The following is a 25,507-nucleotide window of genomic DNA, read 5'->3' as shown; positions in this document are numbered from 1 at the left end:
GGACCCTGGTCATATTCCTCAGTTGGGAGCGGAGATGGCGCGTCTCACAGCACTTGCCGGCGGCCTCGCGGTGGCGCTGGTGCTGCTGGCCGCCCCAGCGATGGCGCACAACCACCCCAGCGGCATCACCGACCTGGTGACGCCCGCCGTGGTCCGGGTCGAGGCCACGGCCCACGTGGACATCACCCTGTTAGACCACATCGGCGAACTCGTCCATGTGGAGCGCTCCTATGACGTGCCGATCGGCTCGGGCACCGGCATCGTGATCAACCCCGAGGGCGGCATCGTCACGCTGACCCGGGTCGTCAAGACCGACAGGGACGTGGCGGTCTACGCGGCCAACCGGGTGTTCGCCGAGCACCACAAGGTGAAGATCCCGGCCGACTTCGCCAGGCACAAGCTCAAGGACGACGTGCTCAACCACCACCTGCAGGAGTGCTACCCGCCCAAGACGCCCACCGCGACCTGCATCATCAACGTCACCACGAACATCACGGTCTTCCCGAACGTCTCACCGGCCGACCCCAAGGGCCTCAAGGCCGACCTGGTCAAGGCGGGCGACACGCTCGACAGCCCGGCCGTGCTGACCTTGTCCGGCCGCGTCCTCGGCAGCCTCGGCATGCCGACCGCGCCGCTGGCCGACAAGGTGCCAGACGCCGCGGGCTCGCCGACCAACGTGGCAGGCTTCCTCGGCCGGCCCGCGCCCAACCTGCCGTTCACCGTGGACATCGCGCACCTGCGCCAGGGGGGCGGGGGAGACTCGCAGGGCAGGCAGTTCGCCGACCCGGAGAAGAAGGTCGACGAGCCGGTCAAGCTGGGCAAGCTCATCGACGAGGGATTCCTCGGCGCCCCCGTGATCGGCGACAAGGACGGGCACGTCGTCGGCATGCTCTTCGGCGGCGGCCAGGACGGCAGGATGATCGGAGTGCGCGAGATCACCGCCGCGCTGGCCAAGGCCGGGGTCGCCCCGCGCCGCGGCGCCATCGACTCCGCCTTCGAGGCCGCGCTGACCCGCTACCACACCAAGTACTACACAGAGGCGGCCTCCGGCTTCCAGCGCGTGCTCGAGCTGTATCCGGGCAACGTGGTGGCCGCCGGGCTGCTGAAGATCTCCCTACAGAAGCGCGGCACCGCCGAGGACGCGGGCACCAAGGGGGCCGTCTCGCCCACGCCCAGGTCCCTGCCCCTGTGGCCGTTCATCGTGGCCGCCGCGGTGCTGCTGGTCGCCGCGCTGGTGGGAGCCTTCCTGCTGTGGCGGCGGCGGGCGCCCGAGGAGAGGGTGGAGGAGCCGCCCGCGCCGGTGGCCACGGCGTCACCACAGCAGCCGTTCGACGAGGGCGCCAACCCGACCGTCGTGGTGCGGCGCTCGCAGCCCTTCCAGGTGGTCCCCCGGCAGCAGCCCCTGATGACCGCCAACGAGCAGCCATCCGTCAAGTACTGCACCGAATGCGGCATGCGGCTCGGGCCCGCGCACCGGTTCTGCGGCTACTGCGGCCACCCCATCGAGACGTGATGCAGGTGAATGACAGATCACTCATCGGCCAGGAGGTGGCCGGGTACTACATCGAGGACATCGTCGGCAAGGGCGGCATGGCCGTCGTCTACCTGGCACTGGACCCGCGCCTGTCCAGGCGGGTCGCGCTGAAGATCCTCAACCCGGTGCTCAGCATGGACGAGCGCTTCCGCCAGCGCTTCGTGCTGGAGTCCAGGACGGTCGCCAGCATCGAGCACCCCAACATCATCCCGATCTACGAGGCCAACGCCGACGCCGACGGTGTGCTGTACATCGCGATGCGCTACGTCGACGGGCTCGACATGCGCCGCCTGCTCTACGAGAACGGGCCGCTGCCGGTCGGGCAGGCCAACCAGATCTTCGCCCAGGTGGCCGCCGCCCTCGACGCGGCGCACGCGCACGACCTGATCCACCGCGACGTGAAACCGGCCAACATCCTGCTCGCTGGTGACCACGTCTACCTGACCGACTTCGGCATCACGAAGCACCGCACCTCGATCTCCGGGCTCACCCAGACCGACCAGTTCATCGGCACGCCCCGGTACATGTCACCCGAGCAGATCAACAAGGAGCACATCGACGGCCGCTGCGACCAGTACGCGCTGGCCTGCGTGATCTACGAGGCGCTGTCGGGCCGGCTGCCGTTCGAGCGCGACAACGACATCGCGCTGCTCTGGGCCCACCTGGCCGACCGGCCCGTGCCCCTGTCGCACGTGCGCCCGGAACTGCCGCCCGAGGTCGACGCGGTGATGATGCGGGCGCTGTCCAAGTCGCCCGAGCAGCGCTATCCCTCCTGCACGGCCTTCGTCACCGCCCTGCGCGACGCGATCAGCGGCCATCCGGTGGCCACCGAGCCCCGGACCGCTCCGGTACGCCGAAGCCGCCCCGGCCGCCTGCCCATCGTCGCGGTGACCCTGGTCGCCGCCATCGCCGCGCTGGCCCTGGTCGTGCTGCTCGTCATGAACCAGCGCGGCGACTCGTGGTCGACTTACCAGCAGAGCATCGCCGCGCCGCTCACGTTCAGCTACCCGGCCACGTGGACCGCGCGCAACCACGGCGACCTGTTCGCGCTGGCCTCGCCCCGGCACGACGAGTTCGACGCGCTGTTCGTCGGCGGCGCCGGCGCCGACTGGTCGGCCGTGCAGCCGATCATCAACGACGACCCCGACTCCGCCTCCGGCTTCTACGTGCAGGTCTCCGACACGCTGGACCCCGGCGCCAGCGACGAGCAGATGAAGACCATCCTGGAAGGCCTGCTGCCCGGCAGGGTCGAGCTGAGCAAGCCCGTCCAGGACCGGGCCGGCGACCGCGACGCCACCCGTTACGACGGCTCCCTGCACGACCCCAGGAGCGGCTCAGGGCTCGGCTTCGTCAGCTACGTCATCGACCGGCAGCCCAAGCCGGTGCTGCTGCTGTACTTCTGCGCCCGCAACAGCTGCGACGACGCCACCGAGCGGCGCATCGCGCAGAGCGTGCATGTCTTCTGACTTGCAACCGACTTGGACCGGCTTTTTTCCGCCTCGGCCAGCGTCTACCCTCCGGATGTGGGTATTCGCATTGTCATCGTGGACGACCAGGCCATGGTCCGGGCCGGCCTGCGCATGATCGTGGAGAGCGAGCCCGGCATGGAGGTCGTCGGTGAGGCCGGCGACGGGCGCGACGCCATCGCCGTGGCCCGCCGTACCCGGCCCGACATCGTGCTGATGGACATCTCGATGCCGCGCATGGACGGCGTCGCCGCGGCCAGGGAGCTGCTCGACACGCCCCACCCGCCCAAGGTCATCACACTCACCACCTTCGACACGGACGAGAACCTGTACGCGGCGCTGCGCGCGGGCACCAGCGGGTTCCTGCTCAAGGTGTCGCCGCCGGAGCAGCTCATCGCGGCGATCAAGCTCGTGCACGCCGGGGACGGCCTGCTCGACCCGGCCGTCACCAGCCGCGTCCTGGCCTCCTTCGCCGCCCGCCCCGACCCCACGCCCTCGCCCCGCCTTCAGGAACTCACGCCCCGCGAGCTCGAGGTCCTGCGCCTGCTGGCCCGCGGCATCACCAACGCGGAGATCGCCAGGGAACTGTACGTCGGGGAGGCCACGGTCAAGACCCACGTGGCCCGCGTCCTCATGAAGCTGTCGTTGCGCGACCGCGCCCAGGCCGTCGTGTTCGCCTACGAATCCGGCGTGGTCAGCCCCGGCGCCGCCTGAGAACGTTCCACACCTGGCTGTGGGCCCGCTCCGCTCCCGCGTGCGGGGGGACGGGGGCGGAGCGGGGGTCGTGGGAGGGGGCGGATCCGCCGCGGAGCGGGGGGGCTTGGACGGCGGATCCGGTCGCGGCACGATCGCCCCGGGCGGCGTGGCGCCCTTGCCGTGCTCGCGACGGCTCGGAATCTGCTTCGCCCGGGGCGACCGCTGGCCAGAACCGTAGATGGGTACGGGTCAGCGCGGGGTTAGCGCCACGTAACCGGACGCACACGCTGTCTCGCCATTCGGGAGGCTCTGGCGTTGCACACCTCATGTATGTGTATATTTTCCGTTAGAAGGTCGTAAGTACAGGAGATATTTCATGCGGTCTTTCCCCAAGGTGCTGTTCGACGAGGCCCACAGCGAGTCGTGGACGATCCGCCGCGACGTCGCCGAGTCCATCAACCCCGGACATCCCGACGACAACAGCTACGCGCGCGCCGCCGAGCAACTGCGCCACCTGGGGCACACGGTGACTGCCCACGTCGAGGGCGCGATCGAGCCGGGAACGCTCCAGGACCAGGACGTGCTGGTCATCGCGCACCCGTCGGGTGAGCGCTGGGAGCGCACCACCGGCCAGGGCAGCCCGGTCTTCGCCGCGGCCGAGCTCGACGCGATCGCCGACTACGTCCGCGACGGCGGCGGCCTGGTCGTCCTCGCCGAGGAAGAGCAGGACAAGTACGGCAACAACCTCGCCGACCTGCTCGCCCGCTTCGGCGTCGGCGTCGAGCACACCACCGTCCGTGACCCGAAGCGGGCGCACAAGGACGTCGCCACCTGGGTGCTCGGCGAGCCCGCCACCCGCGACGGCATCCTGGCCGGCGTCAGGACCGCCGCCTTCTACCGCTCCGGCGCGCTCACGGTCCTGCCTGAGCTGTCCGCCAGCGCCACCGTGCTGTTCCGCAGCTCGCCGACCGCCACCCCGGCCTCCGCGCCGCTGGCCCTGGCACTGACGTACGGCGAGGGCCGCGTCGTGGTCCTCGCCGACTCCGACCTGTTCGGAGACGACTCGATCGAGGACCACGACCACCGGCGGCTCTGGGGCAACCTGGTCACCTGGGTGGCCCGGGTGCCCGCCGACGGCGCGGCCGGCCGTACCGAGTCTCCGGTGGCGGGGCTGTTCGCCGACCTCAAGGCGAGCGTGGAGGAGCTGCGCCCGCTGCAGGTCAAGGACGGCTCGGTGCCGGAGGACAAGGAACACGCCAAGTCCCTCGTCGAGGCCATCAGCGCGAAGATCGGCAAGATCGCGCCGCACTTCCCGCATGACGCCGACTACCTCCAGGCCGTGCGGAACGACCTGGCCGCGTGGGTCGAGCAGGACCTGGGCGTGCCCGACTTCCTGGACTCGCTGAACCTCTTCCACCCCGACAGCCAGCGCGTCGACGGCCTCGAGCACCTCGTGGTCTTCCCGATGTACACCCAGAACGGCAACCTCAACCGCAACCTCGAGGCCGTCTGGATCCGCACGATCTGGCCCGACTGGCTGGCCAGGCTGGAAGCGAGCGGCTACGACAACCCGATGTTCGTGCCGATCGCGTTCGAGGACTTCACCTCCGGCTACGACACCCACTCGGCGGTGCTGTTCCCCGAGACTGTCGCCGTCAGGCAGGCGCCCGAGCGCTTCACCTGGGGCGGCATCTTCGCCGACCGCGAGGCAGCCCGCTTCCGCCGCGTCTCGAAGGCGGCCACCCAGACGCTCAAGGTGGACCTGCCGCCGGACGCCGCCCGGCTCCTGGACTCCCAGCAGCTGGCCCAGGACACGTTCGTGATGTGGGACCTGATCCACGACCGCACGCACAGCCACGGCGACCTGCCGTTCGACCCGTTCATGATCAAGCAGCGCATGCCGTACTGGCTGTACTCGCTCGAGGAGCTGCGCTGCGACCTGACCGCCTTCGGCGAGGCGGTCGAGCTGGAGCGGCAGGGCGTGGCGCACGCGCGCTACGTGCAGCACGCCATCCTGTTCGACCGGCTCTTCCGCTTCCCGATCACCGGCGAGCGGGTGCGCAACTATGACGGGCTCGGCGGGCAGCTGCTGTTCGCCTACCTGCACCGCAACGACATCGTGCGATGGACCGACAACCGGCTGTCGATCGACTGGGAGCGGGTGCCCGGCGGCGTGGCCGACCTGCGCGGCGAGGTGGAGAAGCTCTACCGCGACAGCATCGACCGCTCCAAGCTGGCCCACTGGCTGGCCGCCTACGAGCTCGTCAGCGCCTACGTCGAGCCGAACCCGGGCTCGACCTGGGCCAAGGGCATCCAGGCGCTGCCGGAGGAGCAGAAGGCCAAGGTGGACGCGGTGCTGTCCGACGAGTTCCCCCTGAGCATGTTCTACGAGGCACTGCGCCGTAAGCTGGCCGATGTGGTCGAGTCCACGAAAGGCATCCGCGCATGATCATCCTCATCACCGGCTCGGCCGGTCCCACCGGTCAGGCAGTGTCCGGATATTTCGAGAAAAACGGGCACACCGTGATCGGGGTCGACAAGGATGACGTCGACCTTCTCGACCGCGATGCCGTCCAGGCTCTGGCCGACGGGATCGAGCGCGAGCACGGCCGCGTGGACGCCGTCGTGCACCTGGTCGGCGGCTGGCGCGGCGGCAAGACGTTCGCCGACACCAAGCTGGAGGACTGGGACACGCTGCACGACCTGCTGGTCCGCACGCTCCAGCACGTGTCGCTGGCCTTCGAGCCGCTGCTGCGCGAGAGCGAGAACGGCCGCTTCGTGATCGTGTCCGCCAAGGCGGCCGAGAAGCCCACGGCGGGCGGCGCCGCCTACGCCGCGGCCAAGGCGGCCTCGGAGGCGTGGACGCTGTCGCTGGCCGACGCGCTGAAGGACACGGGCTCAGCGGCGACGATCCTGGTGGTCAAGGCACTGGTGAACGACGAGATGAGGGCCGCCAAGCCGGAGGCCAAGTTCGCCGGATTCACCGACGTCAACGATCTGGCCGAGGCAGTCGGCGAGCTCTTCGAGCTGCCCGCCTCCGAGGTCAACGGCGCACGACGGGACCTGACCGCGTGAGGCACGATCCCGAGCTCAAGGCCTTCGCCAGCGACAACTACGCCGGCGTCCACCCGGAGATCCTGCGGGCCATCGCCGAGGCCAACGGCGGCCACCAGATCTCCTACGGCGAGGACGTCTACACCGAGGCGCTCCAGGGGGTCTTCCAGGCCCACTTCGGCGAGCAGGCCACCGCGTACCCGGTGTTCAACGGCACCGCCGCCAACGTGGTGTCGCTGCGCTCGATGGCCGCCCCCTGGCAGTCGGTCATCTGCGCCGACACCGCCCACATCCACACCGACGAGGGCGGCGCCCCCGAGGTCGTGGCCGGGCTCAAGCTGTTCACCGTCCCGACGCCGGCCGGCAAGCTCACGCCCGAGCTGATCGACCGGCAGGCGTGGGGCTTCGGCGACGTGCACCGGTCACAGCCACGCGTGGTGTCGATCTCCAACAGCACCGAGCTGGGCACCGTCTACACCCCCGCCGAGATCAGGGAGATCGCCGACCACGTCCACGGCCTCGGGCTGCTGCTGCACCTGGACGGGTCCCGCCTCACCAACGCCGCCGCGGCGCTCGACGTGCCGCTGCGCGCGCTGACCACCGACGCGGGAGTCGACGTGCTGTCCTTCGGCGGCACGAAGATCGGGCTGCTGTACGGCGAGGCCGTGGTGGTCCTCAATCCCGGCGCCGCGTCCGGGATCGAGTACATCCGCAAGACGTACATGCAGCTGTCGTCCAAGATGCGCTTCGTGTCGGCGCAGTTCGAGGCGCTGCTGTCCGGCGACCTGTGGCTGCGCAACGCGCGGCAGGCCAACGCGATGGCCCGGCGGCTGGCCGAGGCCGTCCGCGACCTGCCAGGCGTGGAGGTGCCCCGGCCGGTGGAGGCCAACGCCGTCTTCGCCCGCCTGCCCAAGGACGTCATCGAGCGGCTGCAGAAGCGCTTCCGCTTCTACGTCTGGAACGAGGCGCTCAACGAGGTGCGCTGGATGTGCTCCTTCGACACCACCGAGGCCGACGTCGACGCCTTCGCCGAGGCGCTGACCGAGGAGCTCGGCTAGTACAAGCCAGCGGGCGCCGGCCCGACGGCTAGCGGGTGTCGTGGAGGGCCAGGCGGGCCGCCTGCCAGCCGCCCATGCCGTGGGCGCCTCCGCCCGGCGGCGTCGCCGAGGAGCACAGGTAGACGCCGGGCAGCGGAGTGCGCCACGGCGCCGGTGACCACACCGGCCGCCTGACGAACTGGCCGAGCCCGGCCCAGCCGCCGCCGATGTCGCCGCCGACCAGGTTCGGGTTGATGGACTCCAGGTCGGCGGTGGTCATCGCGTGCCTGGCCAGGATCCGGTCGCGGAAGCCCGGGGCGTACCGCTCGATCTGCGCCTCGACGGCGGCCGTCATGTCCGCCGTCGAGCCGTTCGGCACGTGGCAGTACGCCCACAGGGTGTGCCCGCCCCTGGTCGGGTCGGCCGCGTACGGCTGGACGAGCAGCACGTACGGCCGGGGCGAGTGGCGGCCCGCGGCCACCTCGGCCTCGCCGAGGGCGATCTCCTCCATCGTGCCGCCCAGGTGGACCGTGCCCGCCGCCGCGACCGCCGGATCCCGCCACGGCACCGGCCCGTCCAGCGCCCAGTCGAGCTTGAACACGCCGGGCCCGTAGCGGTACCGCGCGAGCGCCCGCCGGTAGCGGGGTGGCAGATCGGCCATCGCCGCCAGCTGCCTGGGCGTCACGTCCAGCACGATCACGGGCGCGTCCAGCTCGCGCAGGTGCCTGACCCGGTGCCCGGACACGGCCACGCCGCCCAGCTCCCTCAGCCGGGCCACCAGCGCGTCGGCCAGCACCTGGGACCCGCCCCTGACCAGCGGCCAGCCCACCAGGTGCGCGGTGGCCGCGAGCAGCAGGCCGTACCCGGCGGTGATGGGGGAGCGCAGGTCGAGCACCGAGTGCGCGGCCATCCCCGCCAGCACCGCCCGTCCCTCGACGGTCCTGAACAGCCGCCTGCCCACGGTGGTGGCCGGCAGCGCCCCGAACGCGCCGAATCGCGCGGCCGCCGCCAGCGTCGCCACGCCGGGCACCTCCCAGGGCCCCAGCGGCCGCAGCAGCAGATCCGTCAGCGCGAACCCGGCCTCCGCGGCGGCTCCCACGGTGGCCCGCCACGCCCAGCCGTCACGCCCCAGCTCCGCCGCGGTCCGCTCGGCGTCCCGGTACACCAGGACGGCAGGCCGCCCGTCCAGCGGATGCGCCGCCGCCACCGCGGGATGCACCACCTCCACGGCGGCAGCGCCCGCCGTACCGGAGCCGTGAGCCTGTGCGGAGGCGTCGTGGAGGATGCCGAGCGAGCGGAAGGCGGGGGAGGCCATCGCCATCGCCATGATCGTGGCGCCGAGGTCGTGCACGCGGCCGGGAAGCGTGAGCTCGGCCGAGCGCAGCCCGCCGCCGAAGGCGTCGGCCGCCTCCAGCAGGAGCACGCGGCGTCCGGCGGAGGCGAGGGTCACGGCGGCGACGAGCCCGTTGGGACCGGAGCCGACCACGACCGCGTCGGGGTTCACTTCAGTATCGAGGGAAGCGGCTGGGCGCCGCGCTGGTGCAGCATGTCCGTCATCAGCTTGATCTCGCCCGTCTGCCCATTGATGATCTTCTGGGCCATGCTCACGACCTCGTCGCGGTTGGACAGCTTGACCAGCCCCTGCGCCATCTGCACGCCGCCCTCGTGGTGGCGGATCATCAGCTGCAGGAACAGCACCTCGGCGGCCGTGCCCTGGGCGTCCTTGAGCCTGGTCAGGTCCTGTGGGGAGGCCATCCCCGGCATCGAGCCGCCCGCGGCGACCGGGCCGTGGCCGCCGCCGTGCGCCGCCATCCAGGCCATCGCGGGCCGATCGGTGGCCTGGTCGAGGCCCCACTCCTGGAGCCAGCCGAGGAACATGCCCCGCTGGGTGGCCTGGGTGGTGATGATGTCGTAGGCCAGGTTGCGGACGTCCTTGGAGGAGGTCTTGTCCCTGATCGTGAACGACATGTCGATGGCCTGCGCGTGATGCGTGGCCATGTCGCGGGCGAACCCCGCATCGGCGGAGGCGTCGCCCGGCGTGCCACTCCTGCCCAGCACGACGAAGACGGCCGCGGCGGCGACGACGAGCACCGCGAGGGCGATGAGGAGCGATCTTTTGGCAGGCTTTTCCATGGCGCGTCCAGCCTACCCACCGATGGGCCCGGCGGTCTTATTCACCGCATACGCCCCGAGGGCATAGGGTGACCCGGAGTTGGTTGGCCGATGGAGGAACGATGACGAAGGAGAAGGCGCAGGCGCGCCGCGAGCATCTGCAGAAGATGCGCGCCGAGCAGAAGCGCAAGGAGCGCCGCGCCGCGATGCTCATGTGGGGAGCCGGCGGCCTCGTGGTCGTGCTGCTCGTCGGCCTGGTCGGGTTCTATCTGATCAAGCAGTCGCGTGAGACCTCGCTCGACGCCGTCGCCAACTACAACTACAAGGCCGGTGAGCACGTCTGGAACCCGGTCCAGTACAAGGAGACCCCGCCCGTCGGCGGCCAGCACAACAACTACTGGCAGCAGTGCGCGGTCTACGACAAGCCCATACACAACGAGCACGGCGTGCACTCGCTCGAGCACGGCGCCGTGTGGATCACCTACCGGCCCGACCTGGCCAAGGACAAGGTGGCGGCGCTGAAGAAGGTGGCCACCTCGACGGGCCAGCAGGACTACATGCTGGTCAGCCCGTATCCGGGGCTGCCGTCGCCGGTGGTGGTGAGCTCCTGGGGTCACCAGCTGAAGCTGGACGACGCCGAGGACCCGAGGCTGCCCGCCTTCATCAAGAAGTTCCAGAACGGCAAGGACACCCCTGAGCCGGGCGCCATCTGCGGCGGCCCCGACGCCATCACCACGACGGCCGACCAGGCCCCGCTGCCGCCGCAGCCGAAGAACACCCAGCAGCAGCAGACGATGCCCACCGAGACGATCTCGCCCTCGCCGACCAAGAAGTAACCACGACGCTTCACCACGAGGCGCGCCGCTGACCGACAGCGGCGCGCCTTTCCGTTTCCACCCATCGCATGGGGAAACGCTGCTCTCAGAGGGCCTGGAGGGCGAGGAAGAAGTCGACTCTGTCGGCCATCGTGGCCAGATCCCTGCCTGTCAGCTCCTCCACGCGGCGGATGCGGTAGCGGACCGTGTTGACGTGCACGTGCAGCCGCTCCGCGCAGGCGTTCCACGAGCCGGTGCAGTCCAGGAACGTGGCCAGCGTACGCACCAGGTCCGACTGGTGGCCGCGGTCGTAGTCGACGAGCGGCTGGAGCAGCCTGTCGGCATAGGAGCGGCGGATGTCGCCCGGCACCGTGGCGAGCAGGAGCGCGTGGGTGTAGATCTCGTCGCTGGTGACCACGCCGCCGCCACGGGCCTCGGCCAGGCGCCTGGCGTGCCCGGCCTCCTGGACGCCGCCCCTGATGGCGGCGGCGCCGGTGAGGGCGCCGCTCACGCCGACGCAGACCCGGGTGTCCGGCAGTGCCGCCAGGACGTCCGCGCCGCGGCGCAGGCGCCGGGAAAGCTCGTCGACGGTCGTGCCGCGCAGCGGGACCAGTGCCACGGCGCCGTCCGCCCCGGCGGGTGCGACGACCTCGCGCGCCAGCAGCTCCTCGATCACCTGCCCGCCCAGCGCGGCGTCGTCGGGTCCGCGGGCCGCCGCGGTGGCGTCGACGATCGCGTACGGCTCGGCCGCCTCGATCCCGCAGGTGCGCAGCCGTGCCGTGAGCTCGGCCTGGTCGGCGTCGGCCAGGGCGGCGCCGACGAGCTGCTCGGCCAGGCGGCGTTCGACCCGGCGGCCCTCCTCCATCCGGCTGCGTTCGAGGGCGAGGCCGGCGGCCAGCTCGTATCCCAGGTCGGCGCGGTCCATGAGGTCGCCCTCGCATGCCAGCAGCCATCCGGCCGCGCGATGGCCCCGCCCGACGGCGAAGATGGTGAAATTTCCGGACCTGGTGGGGAGGCGGGCGGCGGTCAGGTAGTCCCGCGCCAGCCGTACCGTCTCCTCGCTCTCAGGCAGCGGGCCGACCAGCGGGGCGCCGGTCGCGGACAGCAGCGTGGCCGTGATGCCCAGCTCGGCGGCCGTCAGCGCGAACAGCTCGGGCAGGTCGGCGCCCTCGGCGACGGCCGCGACGATGCGGCGCTGACGGCCGAGCGCGTCACGCACGTCGCCCGCCAGGCGCGGCACGGCCACCTCGGCGACCGTGCGGAAGGAGATCTCGGTGGGCACCTCGAAGAGCGCCAGCCCCGCCTCCCTGCACGCCTCGACGAGGTCGGCGGGGACGTGGCCGAGCCAGGCCTGTCCGGCACCCAGGCCCGCCACCCCGGCCTCGACGAGGGCGGCGACGAAGGCGGCCGAGTCGCCGGGCGACTGGCGCCACATCAGGCCGGTCAGCACGAGCTCGCCGCCCGACAGGTAGCGGCCAGGCGCGGGCAGATCCGTGATGTGCACGGTGCTGAACTCGCGCGAGGGATCCCCGGAGAGCAGCCTCAGCCGAAGCTCCGGCATCGCCAGCAGGTCACTGATCCGCACTTGGAGGAATATACAAGTCGTCCCGCGAACCCCTGACCGCAATTTCACCGCACATGCATTGGACTGCGAGAACGCCGGTGCTCTACTCGAAAGATGACGGAGACGGCCAGCGTGACGCGGCAGGGCGTCGGTGAGAGCGTGCGGCGCCCCGACGGGGTGCTGAAGGTGACGGGGGAGTTCGCCTACGCCTCCGACCTGTGGCTCGACGGGATGGTCTGGGGCGTGACGCTGCGCAGCCCGCACGCCTCGGCGTGGATCCGGTCGATCGACGTGGGACCGGCGCTGGCGGTGCCGGGGGTGCTGGCCGTACTGACGCACGAGGATGTGCCGGGTGACAAGCGCTATGGCCTGGAGCACAAGGACCAACCGGTGCTGGCCATCGACCAGGTGAACTACCAGGGCGAGCCGGTGGCGCTGGTGGCGGCCGACCATCCGGAGACGGCGCGCAGGGCCGCGGAGAAGATCGTCATCGAGTACGAGATCCGGCAAGCCGTGACGGATCCCTATAAAGCGGCACATGACGAGACCCAGCCCAAGCTCCGCCCGGGCGGCAACATCCTGCGCCGCCAGCCGGTCAAGGTGGGCGACACCTTCGAGGCGGACGTCGTGGTGACCGGCGAGTACGAGGTCGGCATGCAGGACCAGGCCTTCCTCGGCCCCGAGTCGGGCCTGGCGGTCCCGGCCGAGGACGGCGGCGTGGACCTGTACATCGCCACGCAGTGGCTGCACGTGGACCGCGACCAGCTGGCCCCCTGCCTGGGCCTGCCGCCGGAGAAGGTGCGGCTGACGCTGTCGGGCGTGGGCGGCGCGTTCGGCGCCCGCGAGGACCTGTCGATGCAGGCGCACGCCTGCATGCTGGCGCTGCGGCTGAACCGGCCCGTCAAGATCGTCTACGGGCGGGAGGAGTCGTTCTTCGGCCACGTGCACCGCCACCCGGCCAGGATGCGCTACGAGCACGGCGCCACCCGTGACGGCAGGCTGGTCTACGTCAAGGCTGACATCCTGCTCGACGGCGGCGCGTACTGCTCCTCCTCGCCCGCCGTGGTCGGCAACGCGGCCTCGCTCGGCGTCGGCCCCTACGAGGTGCCCAACGTGGACGTGGTGGCCACCGGCGTCTACACCAACAACCCGCCGTGCGGCGCGATGCGCGGCTTCGGCGCGGTTCAGGCCTGCTTCGCCTACGAGTCGCAGATGGACCGCCTGGCCGAGGCGTGCGGCCTGTCGCCGCTGGAGATCAGGATCCGCAACGCCGTCTCGCAGGGCTCCCACCTCATCACCGGCCAGGTGATCGACTCGCCCGCGCCGCTGGCCGACATGCTGCGCCGCCTCCACGCCATGCCGTTGCCGCCACCCGCCGACGACGACCTGCGCTCGCTGCCGGGCGGCGTCTCCCAGACCACCCACGGCGAGTCGGTACGGCGGGGCGTCGGCTACGGCGTCGGCATCAAGAACATCTGCTTCTCCGAGGGCTTCGACGACTACTCGACGGCCAGGGTGCGCGCGGAGCTGATCAACGGCGAGCCGCACGTCACCGTGCACACCGCCGCGGCCGAGGTGGGCCAGGGCCTGGTGACGATCCAGGCCCAGATCGCCCGCACCGAGCTGGGCATCGACCAGGTCACCGTGGCGACCGCCGACACCGCGGTGGGCTCGGCCGGCTCGTCGTCGGCCTCCCGGCAGTCGTACGTCACGGGTGGCGCGGTCAAGACGGCCTGCGAGGCCGTGCGGGAGCGCTTCGAGGGGCTGCCGCCGCGCGAGGCGCTGGAGAAGTTCGGCCCGATCGAGGAGACGCGCGTCTACCGGCACCGGCCGACCTACCCGCTGGACCCGATGACCGGGCAGGGCTCCTCGCACACGCAGCTGGCCCTGTGCGTGCACCGGGCGGTGGTGGACGTGGACGCCGAGCTGGGGCTGGTCAAGGTCGTGGAGCTGGCCGCGGTGCAGGACGTGGGGCGGATCATGAACCCGCAGGCGCTGGAGGGCCAGATCCACGGCGGTTCGGCGCAGGGGCTCGGCCTGGCGCTGATGGAGGAGATCCAGATCAGGGACGGCCGGGTGCTGAATCCATCGTTCACCGACTACCTGATCCCGACAATTCTCGACATGCCACCCATGACCATGGAGATCCTGGAAAATCCGGACCCGGCGGCCCCCTATGGCTTGCGCGGCGCGGGCGAGCCTCCCACCTTGTCCTCGACCCCGGCGATAGCCGCGGCGGTCCGGGCGGCGAGCGGCCGGCAGTTGACGCGGGTTCCGATTCGGCCCGAAGATATCGCCTTGGTTGACTACGGGGAGGGAATCCGATGAGTGACGCTGCCAGGGCCGAGTTCGAGAAGTACGACACCGACGGCGACGGTGTGCTGACGGCCGCCGAGATCCGCCAGGTCAACGAGGCGCTCGGCGACCACGGCGCGTCGGCGGAGGAGATCGAGGCGTTCATCGCCTCGGCCGACCGCGACGGCGACGGCAAGGTGGGGCTGGAGGAGTTCGTCGCCCTGGTGGGCGGCGGCAGGCACGAGAAGCGGTAGCCGTACCCGAGACAGGGTAGGAACCGCTCATCCCCCGGCGACGGGGGGAGAGATCGGTGCTGGACGGGTTGTTCGAGCTGCGCGGCCGGGAGACCACGGTCGCGCGGGAGGTGCGTGGCGGGATCACCACCTTCATGGCGATGGCCTACATCATCCTGCTCAACCCGATCATCCTGGGCGGCGCGCACGACGTCACGGGCGCCAAGCTGACGATCGCGCAGCTGACGACCTCGACCGCGCTGGCGGCGGCGGTCTCGACGCTGCTGATGGCCTTCGTGGGCAACGCGCCGTTCGGCCTGGCGGCCGGGCTGGGGCTGAACGCGGTGGTGGCCTACCAGGCCGCGCCGTTCATGACCTGGGCGCAGGCCATGGGGCTGGTCGTGATCGAGGGCGCGGTGATCATCCTGCTGGCCGTGACGGGCATGCGGACGCTGATCATGAACTCGATCCCGCTGGCGCTCAAGCACGCCATCAGCATCGGCATCGGCATGTTCATCACGCTGATCGGGCTGGTGGACGCCGGGTTCGTGACGCCGGGCAAGGGCACGCCCGTGCAGTTGGGCAGCGGCGGCCATCTGGTGGGCTGGCCGGTGGTGGTGTTCTGCTTCGGGCTGCTGCTGATGATCGTGCTGTTCGTGCGCAGGACGCCGGGCGCCATCCTCATCTCGATCATCGTGGCGACCGTGCTGGCCGTGCTGGTGAACAGGCTGGTCAGGATCGACCCGCGGACCTGGGGCGTGGTGGTGCCGAGGGTGCCCGAGCGGCTGGTCGCGGCGCCGGACTTCGGGCTGATCGGTAAGTTCGACCTGTTCGGCGGGTTCGCCACGGCGGGCGCGGTGACGGCGACCGTGGTGCTGTTCACGCTGGTGCTGTCCGGGTTCTTCGACGCGATGGGCACGATCATCGGCGTCAGCGACGAGGCCGGGATGGTCGACCCGCAGGGGCGGGTGCCGCGGCTGGGCAGGATCCTGACCGTGGACGGCATCGCGGGCGTGATCGGCGGCGCCACGAGCTCCTCGGCCAACACGGTGTTCGTCGAGTCGGCCGCCGGCGTCGGCGAGGGCGCGCGCACCGGGCTGGCCAGCGTGGCGACCGGCCTGCTGCTGGCGCTGACGCTGCTGTTCACGCCGCTGGCGGTGGTGGTGCCCGCGGCGGCGGCCGCGCCCGCGCTGGTGCTGGTGGGCGCGCTGATGATGACGCAGAGCCGGAACGTGCCCTGGGAGGACCTGGAGGTGGCGATCCCGGCGTTCCTGACGATCGCCCTGATGCCGTTCACCTACTCGATCACGAACGGCGTGGGCGCCGGGGTGATCTCCTACACGCTCATCAAGGCGGCCCTCGGGAAGTTCAACGAGATCCCGTGGCTGCTGTGGGGGGTCTCGGCCGTCTTCCTGGCCTACTTCGGGATCACGCTCATCGAGAACCTGGTCTAGTGGAGGTCTCCGGTGTTGCAGGCCGCGCCGTTGTGGTCGACGTCGGGGTACCAGTTGTACTCCTCGTGCATGCCCTTGTAGTACGGGCCCTTGCCGGCTGCCACGACCTCCTTGCAGCTGGGGTACTTCGGGTCGGGCGTACGGCTGCCGCCCACGGGAGCCGTGGAGCCCGTCGTGGGCTGCGTGGTCGGCTGCGTGGTCGACAGGGTGGTCGACAGGGTCGGCGTGGCCGGGGCGGTGGGCTGCTGCGCCGGGGACGAGGCTGAGGACGAGGGCGGGGACGACTGCGGCGAGGCGCCGCCCAGCAGCTTGGCCACCAGGGCCTCGGCGTCCTGCTGGGAGTATCCGGCGATGCTGACGCTGTCGCCGTCCATGTCCTGCGTGACGTAGGGCGCGGCCAGCACCGTGTTCGGCACCAGCACCAGCGCCACCTGCCGCTGGTCGGGCTCGAGCTCGTCGATGACGGCGGCCACCTTCTCCCTGAAGGCGGGCGCGATCGCGATCCGCACCGAGTACGTGCCGTCCTTCTCCCTGACCGGCTCGATGCGCTGCACCGCGTTGACGGTGACGCCGTCCTCCAGCAGGTAGCAGGTCTTCTGCTCGGCGTCGAGCGCGGCCTGCGCGCCGGGGCAGGGCGCGGGCTTGGTCTCCTTGACCGCCGCGAAGTGGATGGGCACGGCCAGTCGCTGCGGCGGCGCCCCGCCCAGGAGGGGGGCGTCGGGGCTGCGCGTCATCAGGACGGCCACCGTACCGAGCACACCGGCGATCAGCACGACGAGCACAAGCGAGACGAGCAGCACGATGGTGGTGAGCCTGCTGGCCCTGGGCCTCTCCGGCTCGGCGGGGGGCGGCTGTTCCGGCATCTCCATATCCTGACGTACGGGCTGCGGGTGAGCCTATCGAGGACGAGCCTGAGCGGGGTAATCAGGCGAAAAATCCTCGCTTTGGGGAAAGACCTAAGTATGAAGGTCGGAGTACCGCGAGAGGTCAAGAACAGCGAGTACCGCGTGGCGCTCACCCCGGCGGGCGTCTTCGAGCTGGTACGGCACGGCCATCAGGTCTGCGTCGAGCGCGACGCCGGCGCGGGATCGTCACTTCCCGACGCCGACTACGTGCGTGCGGGCGCGGTGATCCTGGAACGTGCCGACGATGTCTGGGCCGAGTGCGAACTGATCATGAAAGTGAAAGAGCCGGAGGCCGAGGAGTACCACCGGATGCGCAAGGGGCAGGTCCTGTTCACCTACCTGCACCTGGCCGCCTCTCCGGCGTGCACCAGAGCGATGCTCGACGCGGGCATCACCGGCATCGCCTACGAGACTGTCCAGACGCCCAACGGCGCGCTGCCGCTGCTGGCTCCCATGTCGGAGGTGGCAGGACGCCTTGCGCCGCAGGTCGGCGCCTACCACCTGATGCGTTCGCAGGGCGGCAGGGGCGTCCTGATGGGCGGCGTGTCCGGGGTGCGCGCCGCCAACGTCGTGGTGATCGGCGCGGGCGTATCGGGCATGAACGCGGCCGCCATCGCTCTCGGCATGCAGGCGGAGGTGCTGCTGCTGGACAAGAACATCGACAAGCTGCGCCAGGCGGATTCGATCTACCAGGGTCACTGCCAGACGCTCGCTTCCAACACGCTGGAGATCGAGCGGTCCGCGATGGAGGCGGACCTGGTGATCGGGGCGGTGCTGGTGCCCGGCGCCAAGGCGCCCACGCTGGTGACCAACGAGCTGGTCTCGCGCATGAAACCGGGTTCGGTGCTGGTGGACATCTCGATCGACCAGGGTGGCTGCTTCGAGGACTCCCGGCCGACCACGCACGAGGATCCCACCTACAAGGTGCACGAATCGGTCTTCTACTGCGTGGCCAACATGCCGGGGGCCGTGCCGTACACCTCGACGTTCGCGCTGACCAACGTGACGCTGCCGTACGCGCTGGCCATCGCGAACCTGGGCTGGGTACAGGCGCTGCGCCTGGATCACTCCCTGGCGCTGGGCCTGAACACCCACGAGTCCCACGTCACCAACCGAGCGGTGGCCGAGGCCCACGGCCTGGACTGGCTACCGATCGCGGAGGTCATCGCTTAGCCAGAGTTCACTGACGATCTTCGCCGCTCCCATGCGCACGTGATCAGATGGTCCGCATGGGTGGGACCCCCAGTGCCTCGTGCACGGCCGCCTGCTCCCGCTCGGCCCGGCGCTCCCAGCGCACGTTGCCCAGCGTGCGCGCCAGCGGCATCGCGCTGTCGATCGCCTCCAGCGCCTTGTCGAGCTCGCCCTCGGTCCGATGCGCCTGCGCCATCCCCACGAGACAACGCAACTCACCGATCTTGTAACCGACGTCCCTGCACTGCAGCACCGCCTGGCCGAGGCAGCCGAGTGCCGAGCCGATCCGCTCACCGGCGAGATGCACCTCCCCAAGGATCATGTTGGCCTGGGCTTCGTGGAAGGCGTCACCGGCGCTCCTGGCGCTGTGCAGCGCGATCCGCAGCGACGCCTCCGCCTCGTCGAGCCGGCCCAACCCGCGATAGGCCGATCCGGCCACCAGCCGGGAGTACCGTTCCCCGATGGTCGAGCCGATCTCGCGGGCGCGGCTCAGCTGGGCGTTCGCGTAGTCCAGTGCCGTCGCGAAGTCCTCCATGGTCACATGCATCATCGCCAGGTTTCCCAGGGTCCGCTGCTCGTCGAAGGCGTCACCGGCGGCCCTGGCCATCTCCAGCTGGATCCGCAGGTGCTCGACCGCCTCCGCGAGACGACTGAGCATCCGGAGGCCGCCGGCCAGGTGGGAGTGGGCGCCCCGGACGATCAGCTCGTCGTCCAGCCGCTCGCCCACCCCGAGCGCCGCAGAGTTGAGCATGACCAGCTCCGCCCCCCTGTGCGCGCCGTTCTGGTACCACAACACCGCGAACGTCAGCGCCACACCGAGCCGGGCGACGGCCGGGTCGTCGTGGACCATCGCCTGCATCGCCGCGTGCCCGATGTTGGTCTCCTCCGCCTCCAGCCACCGCAGCGCCGCGTCCCTGTCCTTCATCGCCGGCGGGGTGGCATCCACCTCCGGGGCGGGGGCCTGCACCCGATGGGGATCGAGCAGGGTGCAGGCCTGCCTGGCAGTCACGACGTAGAAGCTCAGCGCCCTGATCAGCGCCGGGTGCTGGTCATCGGGCGCGAGCTCGCCGACGAAGAGCCGCACCAGGTCGTGGAGCTGGTAGTGCCCGGAACGGCTCCGCTCCACCAGATGCGCGTCCGCCAGCCTCTCCAGGCTCCGCTCCGCCTCGGCGTCGCTCATGGCCGACAGCGCCGCCACGACCTCGGCCGACACCGTCGGCACGTGCAGGACACCCAGCTGGGACAGCACCCGTGCGGCGGAGGCGTCCACCGGCCGCGGTCCGGCGCGGAGGGCCTTCCAGCTGGACGTGAGGCTGGACCTCACCGCGAGGTCGCCGATCTCGAGCTCGCTCAGCCGCCTGCGCTCGTCGTTCAGCCGGTCGGTCAGCGAGGACAGGCTCCAGCTCGGCCGGTCCGCCAGCCGGGCACCGGCGATCTTGAGGGCGAGGGGGAGCCCTTCGCAGAGCCGCACCAGGGTGGAGGCGGCGGCCGGATCCTGGGCCACGCGTCCGGCTCCGATCAGCTTGGACAGCAGGGTCGTCGCCTCGGCCCTGGTCATCCGGGCGAGGTGTACCTGGTAGCAGTCGTCGCCGGCCACCAGGCTCTCCCGGCTGGTCACCAGGACGGAGTTGCCCTTCGGGACCGCCAGCAGGCAGCGGATCTGATCGAGCCTGGCCGCGTCGTCCAGCACCACCAGGACTCGCCTGCCCGCCAGCCGATCCCGCCACATGGCCACCGCCTCGTCCAGGTCGGCGGGCACGGCGTCGTCGTCCACGCCGAGAGCCCGCAGCAGCCTCCTGAGGATGGCGGCCGGCTCCAGTTCCGGCACGTTGGGTGTCGCGCCCCTGAGGTCCACGTGCAGCTGCCCGTCCGGGAAGCGGTCCTTGACCAAGTGGGCGACGCGGATCGCCAGTGCCGACTTGCCCACGCCCGGTGCGCCGGAGATCACGACCAGCGGGTGCGGAGGAGAGCCATTCCAAGGGGCCAGCCGTCCCCTCAGGTGGAGGGTCTCCTGGGCGCGGCCGACGAATCCGATGAGATCACGCGGTAGCTGCCGCGGGATGGGGGATTCGGACGGGGGCCGGGACCCGCCGCGCAGGATCGCCTCGTGGCGGCGGCTCAGTCCCTCTCCGGGGTCGATGCCGAGTTCGTCGTTGAGCACGCGCCTGGCCTCTTCGAACACCTGCAGGGCTTCCGCCTGGCGGCCCAGCCGGTCCAGAGCCAGCATCGTCAGCTCGCGGGCACGTTCCCGCAGGGGATGTTGCGCGGTCAGCTCCCTGAGCGGGGCCAGCGCCTGCTGCAGCCGTCCGAGCTCGATCAGCGCCTCGGCGCGCCACTCGACGGCGTCGGCACGCAACTGCTCGAGGCGGTCACGCTCGCTCTCCGCGAAGGGCCCGGGAATGCCGCTCAGCGTCGGGCCGCGCCACAGCGCGAGGGCCTCGTCGAGATGGCTCAGGGCTTCGAGATGGTCACCTGACTGCCTCACGCGCCGGGCGGCGTCGAGGTGCTCGTTCAGTACCGCGACATCCACCTGATGCGGCGGCAGGTGCAGGACGTAGCCGCCGGACGCCCCGACCAGCAACCGGGAGGGTTCCCGGGGGCCACGCCCTGGTTCCAGTGCCCGCCGTAATCCCGCGATGTAGGTGTATACGCTCTGTTCGGCGGTCCTGGGCGGATCGTCACCCCACAGAGCCTCGATCAGCTGGTTCATCGTGACGACCCGGCCGATCCGGGAGGCGAGCACGGCCAAGGTCGCCTGCTGGCGCGGCGTTCCGAGGTCGAGCGGCGAGCGGTCCCTGACGCCCGTGACCGGTCCGAGGAAGCGGATCACGATGCCCTCGGCCACCCGGCCTCCCTGGTAGATGCGGATGACGCATCCGGCAGCGTACTCAGAAACGGCTTCTGTAGAAAAAATGTAGACGGGATGGCTACCGTCGGCAGAGCTGCGGGCGAGTGGGGAGCTCGCGGCCGGATTTTGGCATGCACAAGCTCCCTCGCGGCTCCATGAGGTCCACCCGCTGGCGTCAGGTGGACACTCTTACAGTCTGCGCCCTGCTGAGGTCAGCAGCAGTAAACGTCGTCCACACTTGCAATCATTGTGGGCTGACTGGGGGAAGACGTGTCGGCACTTGCGGCCGTAGCATTGCCTCCAAGTACCGCGATAGCCGACATAAGGGCAGCGAGTACGGACAGGGCAAGACGCGTGCGCATGAGGGGCTCCCTCGCCGTGGGTTTGCGTGGACATCATCTCAGGGGAGTGACAGCGTGACCACATCTGACCTGGTCGGACTCCGAATTAAGACTGTTCGGCGACAGCGGGGCCTGTCGCAGGCGCAACTGGCGCACCCAGAACTCTCAGATAGTTACGTCTCCTTGATCGAGAGTGGCAAGCGTACCCCGACCCCGGCGGTCCTGGAGCTGCTGGCTCAGAAGCTGGACTGCTCACTCTCATATCTCGTCAACGGCGTCACCGCCGAACAGATGGAAGACATCGAACTGGCGCTCGGCTACGCGCGCCTGGCCATGGAGAACGGCGAGATCTCCGAAGCCCGCACCCGCTTCGCCGAGCTGCTGGCGAACAACAACCTGACAGGGTTGCAGTCGCTGCGTCAAGACACGGAACTCGGATTGGCCCTCGCCTCGGAGGCCTGCGGAGACCACGTCGAGGCCATCGCGATACTGAACCAGCTGCGGCAGGAGGACATCACCTCCGAGCGCCGGATCGAGATCGCGATCGCACTGTGCCGCGCCTACCGCGACAGCGAGCGCCTGACCGAGGCCGTCCAGGTCGGCGAGGAGATCCTGGGCTCCGCCGCCCGGCCCGCCTGGTCGGACCTGCTGGTCGAGCTCGGCGCCACGCTCCTGTCGGCCTACCTGGAGCGCGGCGATCTGCTCCGCGCCAGGCAGTTCGCGGCTGAGCTGCTCAACGCGGCCGACACGCTCGGCACGCCACGCTCGACCGTCGCGGCCAACTGGAACGCCGCCTACGTGGCCAGCGCCGCCGGTCACGGAGACGAGGCGCTCACCTTCGCCGAGCGGGCCATGGCCGTCCAGGCCGAGACGGGCCAGCCGCGCAACACCGCCAGGATGCGCGTGGCCCTGGCCCAGCTGCACCTCCGCAACCGTCCCGGCGAGGCGCATATCGCCCGCGAGGCCCTGCGCAAGGCGGTCGCGGAAACCTCGCAGACCTCCGTCAGCACCGTCGACCGCGCCAGGACCATGGTTGAGCTGGCGCGTGCCGAGATCATCACAGGCGACATCGCCGAGGCGGCCGAGCACGCCGCGGACGCCCGCGCCCTGCTGCCCGACTCCGCGCTCGCGCTGGGAGCCGCGGCCAATCTGCTCCTCGGCCTGGCCTACACCGCCACCGGCAGGCTCACAGAGGCACGGCATCACGTGGAGAGCGTGCGCGACTGGCTCTCTCCGATGCCCGACACCAGTCGCTCCGCCTCCAACTGGTACGCCACGGCCCAGACCATGGAGCAGCTCGGTGACGAGGACAGGGCCGTGGAGGCGTATCAGCGGGCCTTGGCCTGCGCTGGGTTGTAGCGCGGAGTCCGGACCGGGCGGCGGCGTCGGTAGCCTTGGGGGTGTCATGAAGAGATCCCCGCTCGCGGCACTTACCGCGTTCATCGCCGCCCTGTTCGTGCTCGGCACTGCCGGGCCCGCGCTGGCGCACGACTCGCTCAAGAGCAGCGACCCCGCCAAGGGGTCCACCGTCGAGGCCGTCGACCGGGTCAGCCTCGTCTTCTCCGAGGGCGTGCGGATGCCGACCGTGCTCGTGCGCGGCGCCGACGGCGCCGGCCACCAGGCGGGCAAGCCGTCCGTCGACGGCGCGACGGTACGGCAGGCGCTGAAGGAGCCGCTGGGGGCGGGTAAGTACACGATCGCCTACCGGGTGGTGTCCTCCGACGGGCACCCGATCGAGGGCGAGATCCCCTTCACCGTCAAGGCGGCCTCCCCGACGCCGACGCCCAGCGACAGCCCCTCGCAGGCCACCGCCGGCGCGACGCCGAACGACACCCCCTTGCAGGCTGCCGACAAGGCCGTCGCCACGGAAGCCAAGGAGGAGTCGGGGGGCACGTTCCCCGTCTGGCTGATCATCGCGGTGGGCGCGCTCGTCGGCATCGGGATCGGCTTCCTGCTCAGCGTACGGAACAAGAAGCGATGACCAGGGCCGCGCGGCTGGCGCTCGCGGCGGCGGGGGCGGCACTCGCCGGGCTGATCATCGCCATGATCGCCGGGGGCGCCGCGTTCCCCAGGATCATCCCCGGGCTGCCCGACGCCGGCGCCTTCACCCGGTGGGGCCTGCCGCTGTCGAAGCTGGCCATGGACGGCGGCGCCATCGTCACCATCGGCCTGCTGCTGATGGCCACCGCCCTGCTGCCCAACGACAAGGGCCTGCTCGGCAAGCCCGCGCTCGGCTACGTCAAGGCCGCCTCGTGGAGCGCGCTGTGCTGGGCGGGCGCCGCGACACTCGCCCTGATGTTCGGCACGGCCGACTCCTGGGGCATGCCGCTCGGCCAGATCTTCCAGGGCAACTTCCTGACCAGCTACGCCACCCAGACCAGCCAGGGCATCGCGCTCACGCTGGTGGTGCTGTTCGCGGTGGCCATCGCGCTGTTCTCGCGCGGCGCCATCACCGCCGGCGCCGCGGCGGGCCTGCTGGTCTTCGCGCTGGCCACGCTGCTGCCGCCGGCGCTCACCGGGCACTCCGCCTCCTCGCCCAACCACGACCTGGCCACCTCGGGCCTGTCGCTGCACCTGCTGGCGCTGGCGCTGTGGGTGGGCGGGCTCGCCGTACTGGCCCTGCACGCCGTGCGCAAGCAACCGCACCTGGAGGTCGCGGCCGACCGGTTCTCGCGGATGGCGCTGTGGTGCTACGTCGGCGTCGGCCTGTCCGGGCTGTTCAGCGTGATCGCGCGGCTGACCGCGGTGTCGGATCTGTGGACCTCCGCGTACGGCGTGCTGATCGTGGCGAAGATCATCGCCTTCGTCCTGCTCGGCTACGTGGGCTACTGGCACCGTCAGCGCAGCCTGGTCAGCCTGGGCAAGGGCAAGCCGGGCTCGTTCACGCGGCTGGCGGGCGGCGAGATGCTGCTCATGTTCGCCACGGTCGGCCTGGCCGTCGCGCTGTCGCGCACGCCACCGCCGCCGGTCGACCTGCCCAGCGACCCGGCCTTCGAGCTGCTCGGCTTCCGCATGCCGCCGGAGCTCACGCTGGGCAACCTCGTCTCGCTGTGGTGGCTCGACCTGTTCTTCGCGCTGGTCGCCGCGCTGCTCGCCGGCCTGTACGCCGCGGGGGTCTACCGGCTGATACGGCGGGGCGACCGCTGGCCGTGGGGCCGCACCGTCGCCTGGTACATCGGCGTGCTCATCCTGGTCATCGCCACCCAGAGCGGCCTGGCCCGCTACGCCAAGGTCATGTTCGACGTGCACATGATCGAGCACATGACGCTGTCCATGGTGGTGCCGATCTTCCTGGTCCTGGGCGGACCCGTCACGCTGGCGCTGCGCGCGCTCAAGCCTGCGAAGAGGCGTGGCGACCGAGGACCGCGCGAGTGGATCACGACGATCCTGCACAGCCGGTTCGTGCGGGTGATCGCGCACCCCGGCATCGCCACGGCGATCTTCATCGCCTCCACCTACGGGCTCTACTTCACGCCGCTGTTCGCCTCGGCCATGGAGGAGCACCTCGGCCACATCGCGATGACGCTGCACTTCCTGCTCAGCGGGTCCTTGTTCTTCTGGGTGATCATCGGGATCGACCCGGCGCCGCACCGCCTGCCGTACGTGGGCAAGCTGCTCCTGCTGTTCGTGACCATGCCGTTCCACGCGTTCTTCGGCATCGCGCTCATGATGATGGGCACCGTGATCGCCTCAGGCTGGTACGAGAAGCTGGGCAGGACCTGGGGCGGGCCGCTGCTGGACGAGCAGCAGACCGGCGGGGCGATCGCGTGGGGGTTCGGCGAGATCCCGACCCTGATCGTGCTGCTGACCATCGCCGTGCAGTGGTACGCGGACGAGGACCGCAAGGCCCGGCGCGGCGACCGGCGGGCGGCGCAGCGCGGCGGCGACGTCGAACTCGATGCCTACAACGCCTATCTCGCCAACCTCAATCGCATGGACAAGGGCGAGTAGCCTGACGGTCA

At 70.7% G+C, this 25,507-nt stretch carries 19 protein-coding genes; 14 read left to right on the top strand and 5 right to left on the bottom strand.

The window, feature by feature from the left end; genetic code table 11:
- The first annotated feature begins 34 nt into the window (after nt 1-34).
- The 6 genes from ACIBHX_RS12715 (at nt 35) to ACIBHX_RS12690 (ending at nt 7,808) form a co-directional block, all read left to right on the top strand.
- The gene (locus ACIBHX_RS12715; RefSeq protein ID WP_397066948.1) at nt 35-1,513 is read left to right on the top strand and encodes a hypothetical protein; all 1,479 of its coding nucleotides are present in this window, start codon (nt 35-37) and stop codon (nt 1,511-1,513) included.
- Complete coding sequence (locus ACIBHX_RS12710) at nt 1,513-3,000, top strand: serine/threonine protein kinase (RefSeq protein ID WP_397066946.1); 1,488 nt, start codon at nt 1,513-1,515, stop codon at nt 2,998-3,000. Before ACIBHX_RS12715 ends, ACIBHX_RS12710 begins: the two co-directional genes overlap by 1 nt.
- A 57-nt stretch (nt 3,001-3,057) precedes the next feature.
- Nucleotides 3,058-3,714, top strand: coding sequence for a response regulator (locus tag ACIBHX_RS12705; RefSeq protein WP_397066944.1), 657 nt, complete (start codon nt 3,058-3,060; stop codon nt 3,712-3,714).
- Between the two features lie 358 nt (nt 3,715-4,072).
- The gene (locus ACIBHX_RS12700; RefSeq protein WP_397066942.1) at nt 4,073-6,145 is read left to right on the top strand and encodes a DUF6421 family protein; all 2,073 of its coding nucleotides are present in this window, start codon (nt 4,073-4,075) and stop codon (nt 6,143-6,145) included.
- Nucleotides 6,142-6,771 carry an SDR family NAD(P)-dependent oxidoreductase gene (locus ACIBHX_RS12695; protein ID WP_397066940.1) on the top strand — a complete coding sequence of 210 codons (630 nt, stop codon included), beginning with the start codon at nt 6,142-6,144 and terminating at the stop codon, nt 6,769-6,771. Before ACIBHX_RS12700 ends, ACIBHX_RS12695 begins: the two co-directional genes overlap by 4 nt.
- On the top strand, nt 6,768-7,808 hold the full coding sequence (locus ACIBHX_RS12690) for a threonine aldolase family protein (RefSeq protein WP_397066939.1): 1,041 nt from the start codon (nt 6,768-6,770) through the stop codon (nt 7,806-7,808). The genes ACIBHX_RS12695 and ACIBHX_RS12690 overlap by 4 nt, the downstream gene beginning before the upstream one ends.
- Nucleotides 7,809-7,836: 28 nt before the next feature.
- On the opposite strand, the gene ACIBHX_RS12685 is transcribed toward ACIBHX_RS12690, so the two are convergent.
- Nucleotides 7,837-9,291 carry a phytoene desaturase family protein gene (locus ACIBHX_RS12685; protein WP_397066937.1) on the bottom strand — a complete coding sequence of 485 codons (1,455 nt, stop codon included), beginning with the start codon at nt 9,289-9,291 and terminating at the stop codon, nt 7,837-7,839.
- Entirely contained in the window at nt 9,288-9,920 is a 633-nt protein-coding gene (locus ACIBHX_RS12680) for a DUF305 domain-containing protein (protein WP_397066935.1), read from the bottom strand. The genes ACIBHX_RS12685 and ACIBHX_RS12680 overlap by 4 nt, the downstream gene beginning before the upstream one ends.
- A gap of 101 nt (nt 9,921-10,021) precedes the next feature.
- Between ACIBHX_RS12680 and ACIBHX_RS12675 the strand changes: the two genes are divergently transcribed.
- Nucleotides 10,022-10,735, top strand: a complete 714-nt coding sequence (locus tag ACIBHX_RS12675) for a DUF3105 domain-containing protein (protein WP_397066933.1) — start codon at nt 10,022-10,024, stop codon at nt 10,733-10,735.
- Nucleotides 10,736-10,820: 85 nt separating this feature from the next.
- On the opposite strand, the gene ACIBHX_RS12670 is transcribed toward ACIBHX_RS12675, so the two are convergent.
- Nucleotides 10,821-12,299, bottom strand: coding sequence for a PucR family transcriptional regulator (locus ACIBHX_RS12670; protein ID WP_397066932.1), 1,479 nt, complete (start codon nt 12,297-12,299; stop codon nt 10,821-10,823).
- A gap of 93 nt (nt 12,300-12,392) precedes the next feature.
- Between ACIBHX_RS12670 and ACIBHX_RS12665 the strand changes: the two genes are divergently transcribed.
- Genes ACIBHX_RS12665 through ACIBHX_RS12655 form a run of 3 tightly spaced genes read left to right on the top strand, consistent with a single transcriptional unit; the run spans nt 12,393 to nt 16,260 of the window.
- Nucleotides 12,393-14,606, top strand: coding sequence for a molybdopterin cofactor-binding domain-containing protein (locus ACIBHX_RS12665; protein ID WP_397066931.1), 2,214 nt, complete (start codon nt 12,393-12,395; stop codon nt 14,604-14,606).
- Entirely contained in the window at nt 14,603-14,827 is a 225-nt protein-coding gene (locus ACIBHX_RS12660) for an EF-hand domain-containing protein (RefSeq protein ID WP_397066930.1), read from the top strand. Before ACIBHX_RS12665 ends, ACIBHX_RS12660 begins: the two co-directional genes overlap by 4 nt.
- Before the next feature lie 56 nt (nt 14,828-14,883).
- Nucleotides 14,884-16,260, top strand: a complete 1,377-nt coding sequence (locus ACIBHX_RS12655) for an NCS2 family permease (RefSeq protein ID WP_397066929.1) — start codon at nt 14,884-14,886, stop codon at nt 16,258-16,260.
- Here the strand turns inward: ACIBHX_RS12655 and ACIBHX_RS12650 are convergent.
- Nucleotides 16,257-17,123: an excalibur calcium-binding domain-containing protein gene (locus ACIBHX_RS12650; RefSeq protein WP_397066927.1), complete on the bottom strand. Its 867-nt coding sequence runs from the start codon at nt 17,121-17,123 to the stop codon at nt 16,257-16,259. The genes ACIBHX_RS12655 and ACIBHX_RS12650 overlap by 4 nt on opposite strands.
- A gap of 99 nt (nt 17,124-17,222) precedes the next feature.
- Here ACIBHX_RS12650 and ald point away from each other — a divergent pair, with 99 nt between their 5' ends.
- On the top strand, nt 17,223-18,338 hold the full coding sequence (ald, locus tag ACIBHX_RS12645) for an alanine dehydrogenase (protein ID WP_397066926.1): 1,116 nt from the start codon (nt 17,223-17,225) through the stop codon (nt 18,336-18,338).
- Nucleotides 18,339-18,381: 43 nt separating this feature from the next.
- Here the strand turns inward: ald and ACIBHX_RS12640 are convergent, their stop codons facing one another.
- The gene (locus ACIBHX_RS12640; RefSeq protein ID WP_397066924.1) at nt 18,382-21,201 is read right to left on the bottom strand and encodes a BTAD domain-containing putative transcriptional regulator; all 2,820 of its coding nucleotides are present in this window, start codon (nt 21,199-21,201) and stop codon (nt 18,382-18,384) included.
- Nucleotides 21,202-21,620: 419 nt separating this feature from the next.
- Here ACIBHX_RS12640 and ACIBHX_RS12635 point away from each other — a divergent pair, with 419 nt between their 5' ends.
- From ACIBHX_RS12635 to ACIBHX_RS12625, 3 genes are read left to right on the top strand one after another with little or no spacing between them, the layout of a single operon-like run.
- Nucleotides 21,621-22,904: a helix-turn-helix domain-containing protein gene (locus tag ACIBHX_RS12635; protein ID WP_397066923.1), complete on the top strand. Its 1,284-nt coding sequence runs from the start codon at nt 21,621-21,623 to the stop codon at nt 22,902-22,904.
- Between the two features lie 46 nt (nt 22,905-22,950).
- A complete protein-coding gene (locus ACIBHX_RS12630; protein ID WP_397066922.1) occupies nt 22,951-23,526 on the top strand; it encodes a copper resistance protein CopC in 576 nt (191 codons plus the stop codon).
- Nucleotides 23,523-25,496, top strand: coding sequence for a cytochrome c oxidase assembly protein (locus ACIBHX_RS12625; RefSeq protein ID WP_397066920.1), 1,974 nt, complete (start codon nt 23,523-23,525; stop codon nt 25,494-25,496). The genes ACIBHX_RS12630 and ACIBHX_RS12625 overlap by 4 nt, the downstream gene beginning before the upstream one ends.
- The last annotated feature ends 11 nt before the right edge of the window (nt 25,497-25,507 follow it).

It is taken from the genome of Nonomuraea sp. NPDC050536, from assembly GCF_044457685.1.
Lineage (GTDB): Bacteria > Actinomycetota > Actinomycetes > Streptosporangiales > Streptosporangiaceae > Nonomuraea.
The sequence above is the reverse complement of the archived record's forward strand: the minus strand, read 5'-3'. Positions and strand labels throughout refer to the sequence as shown.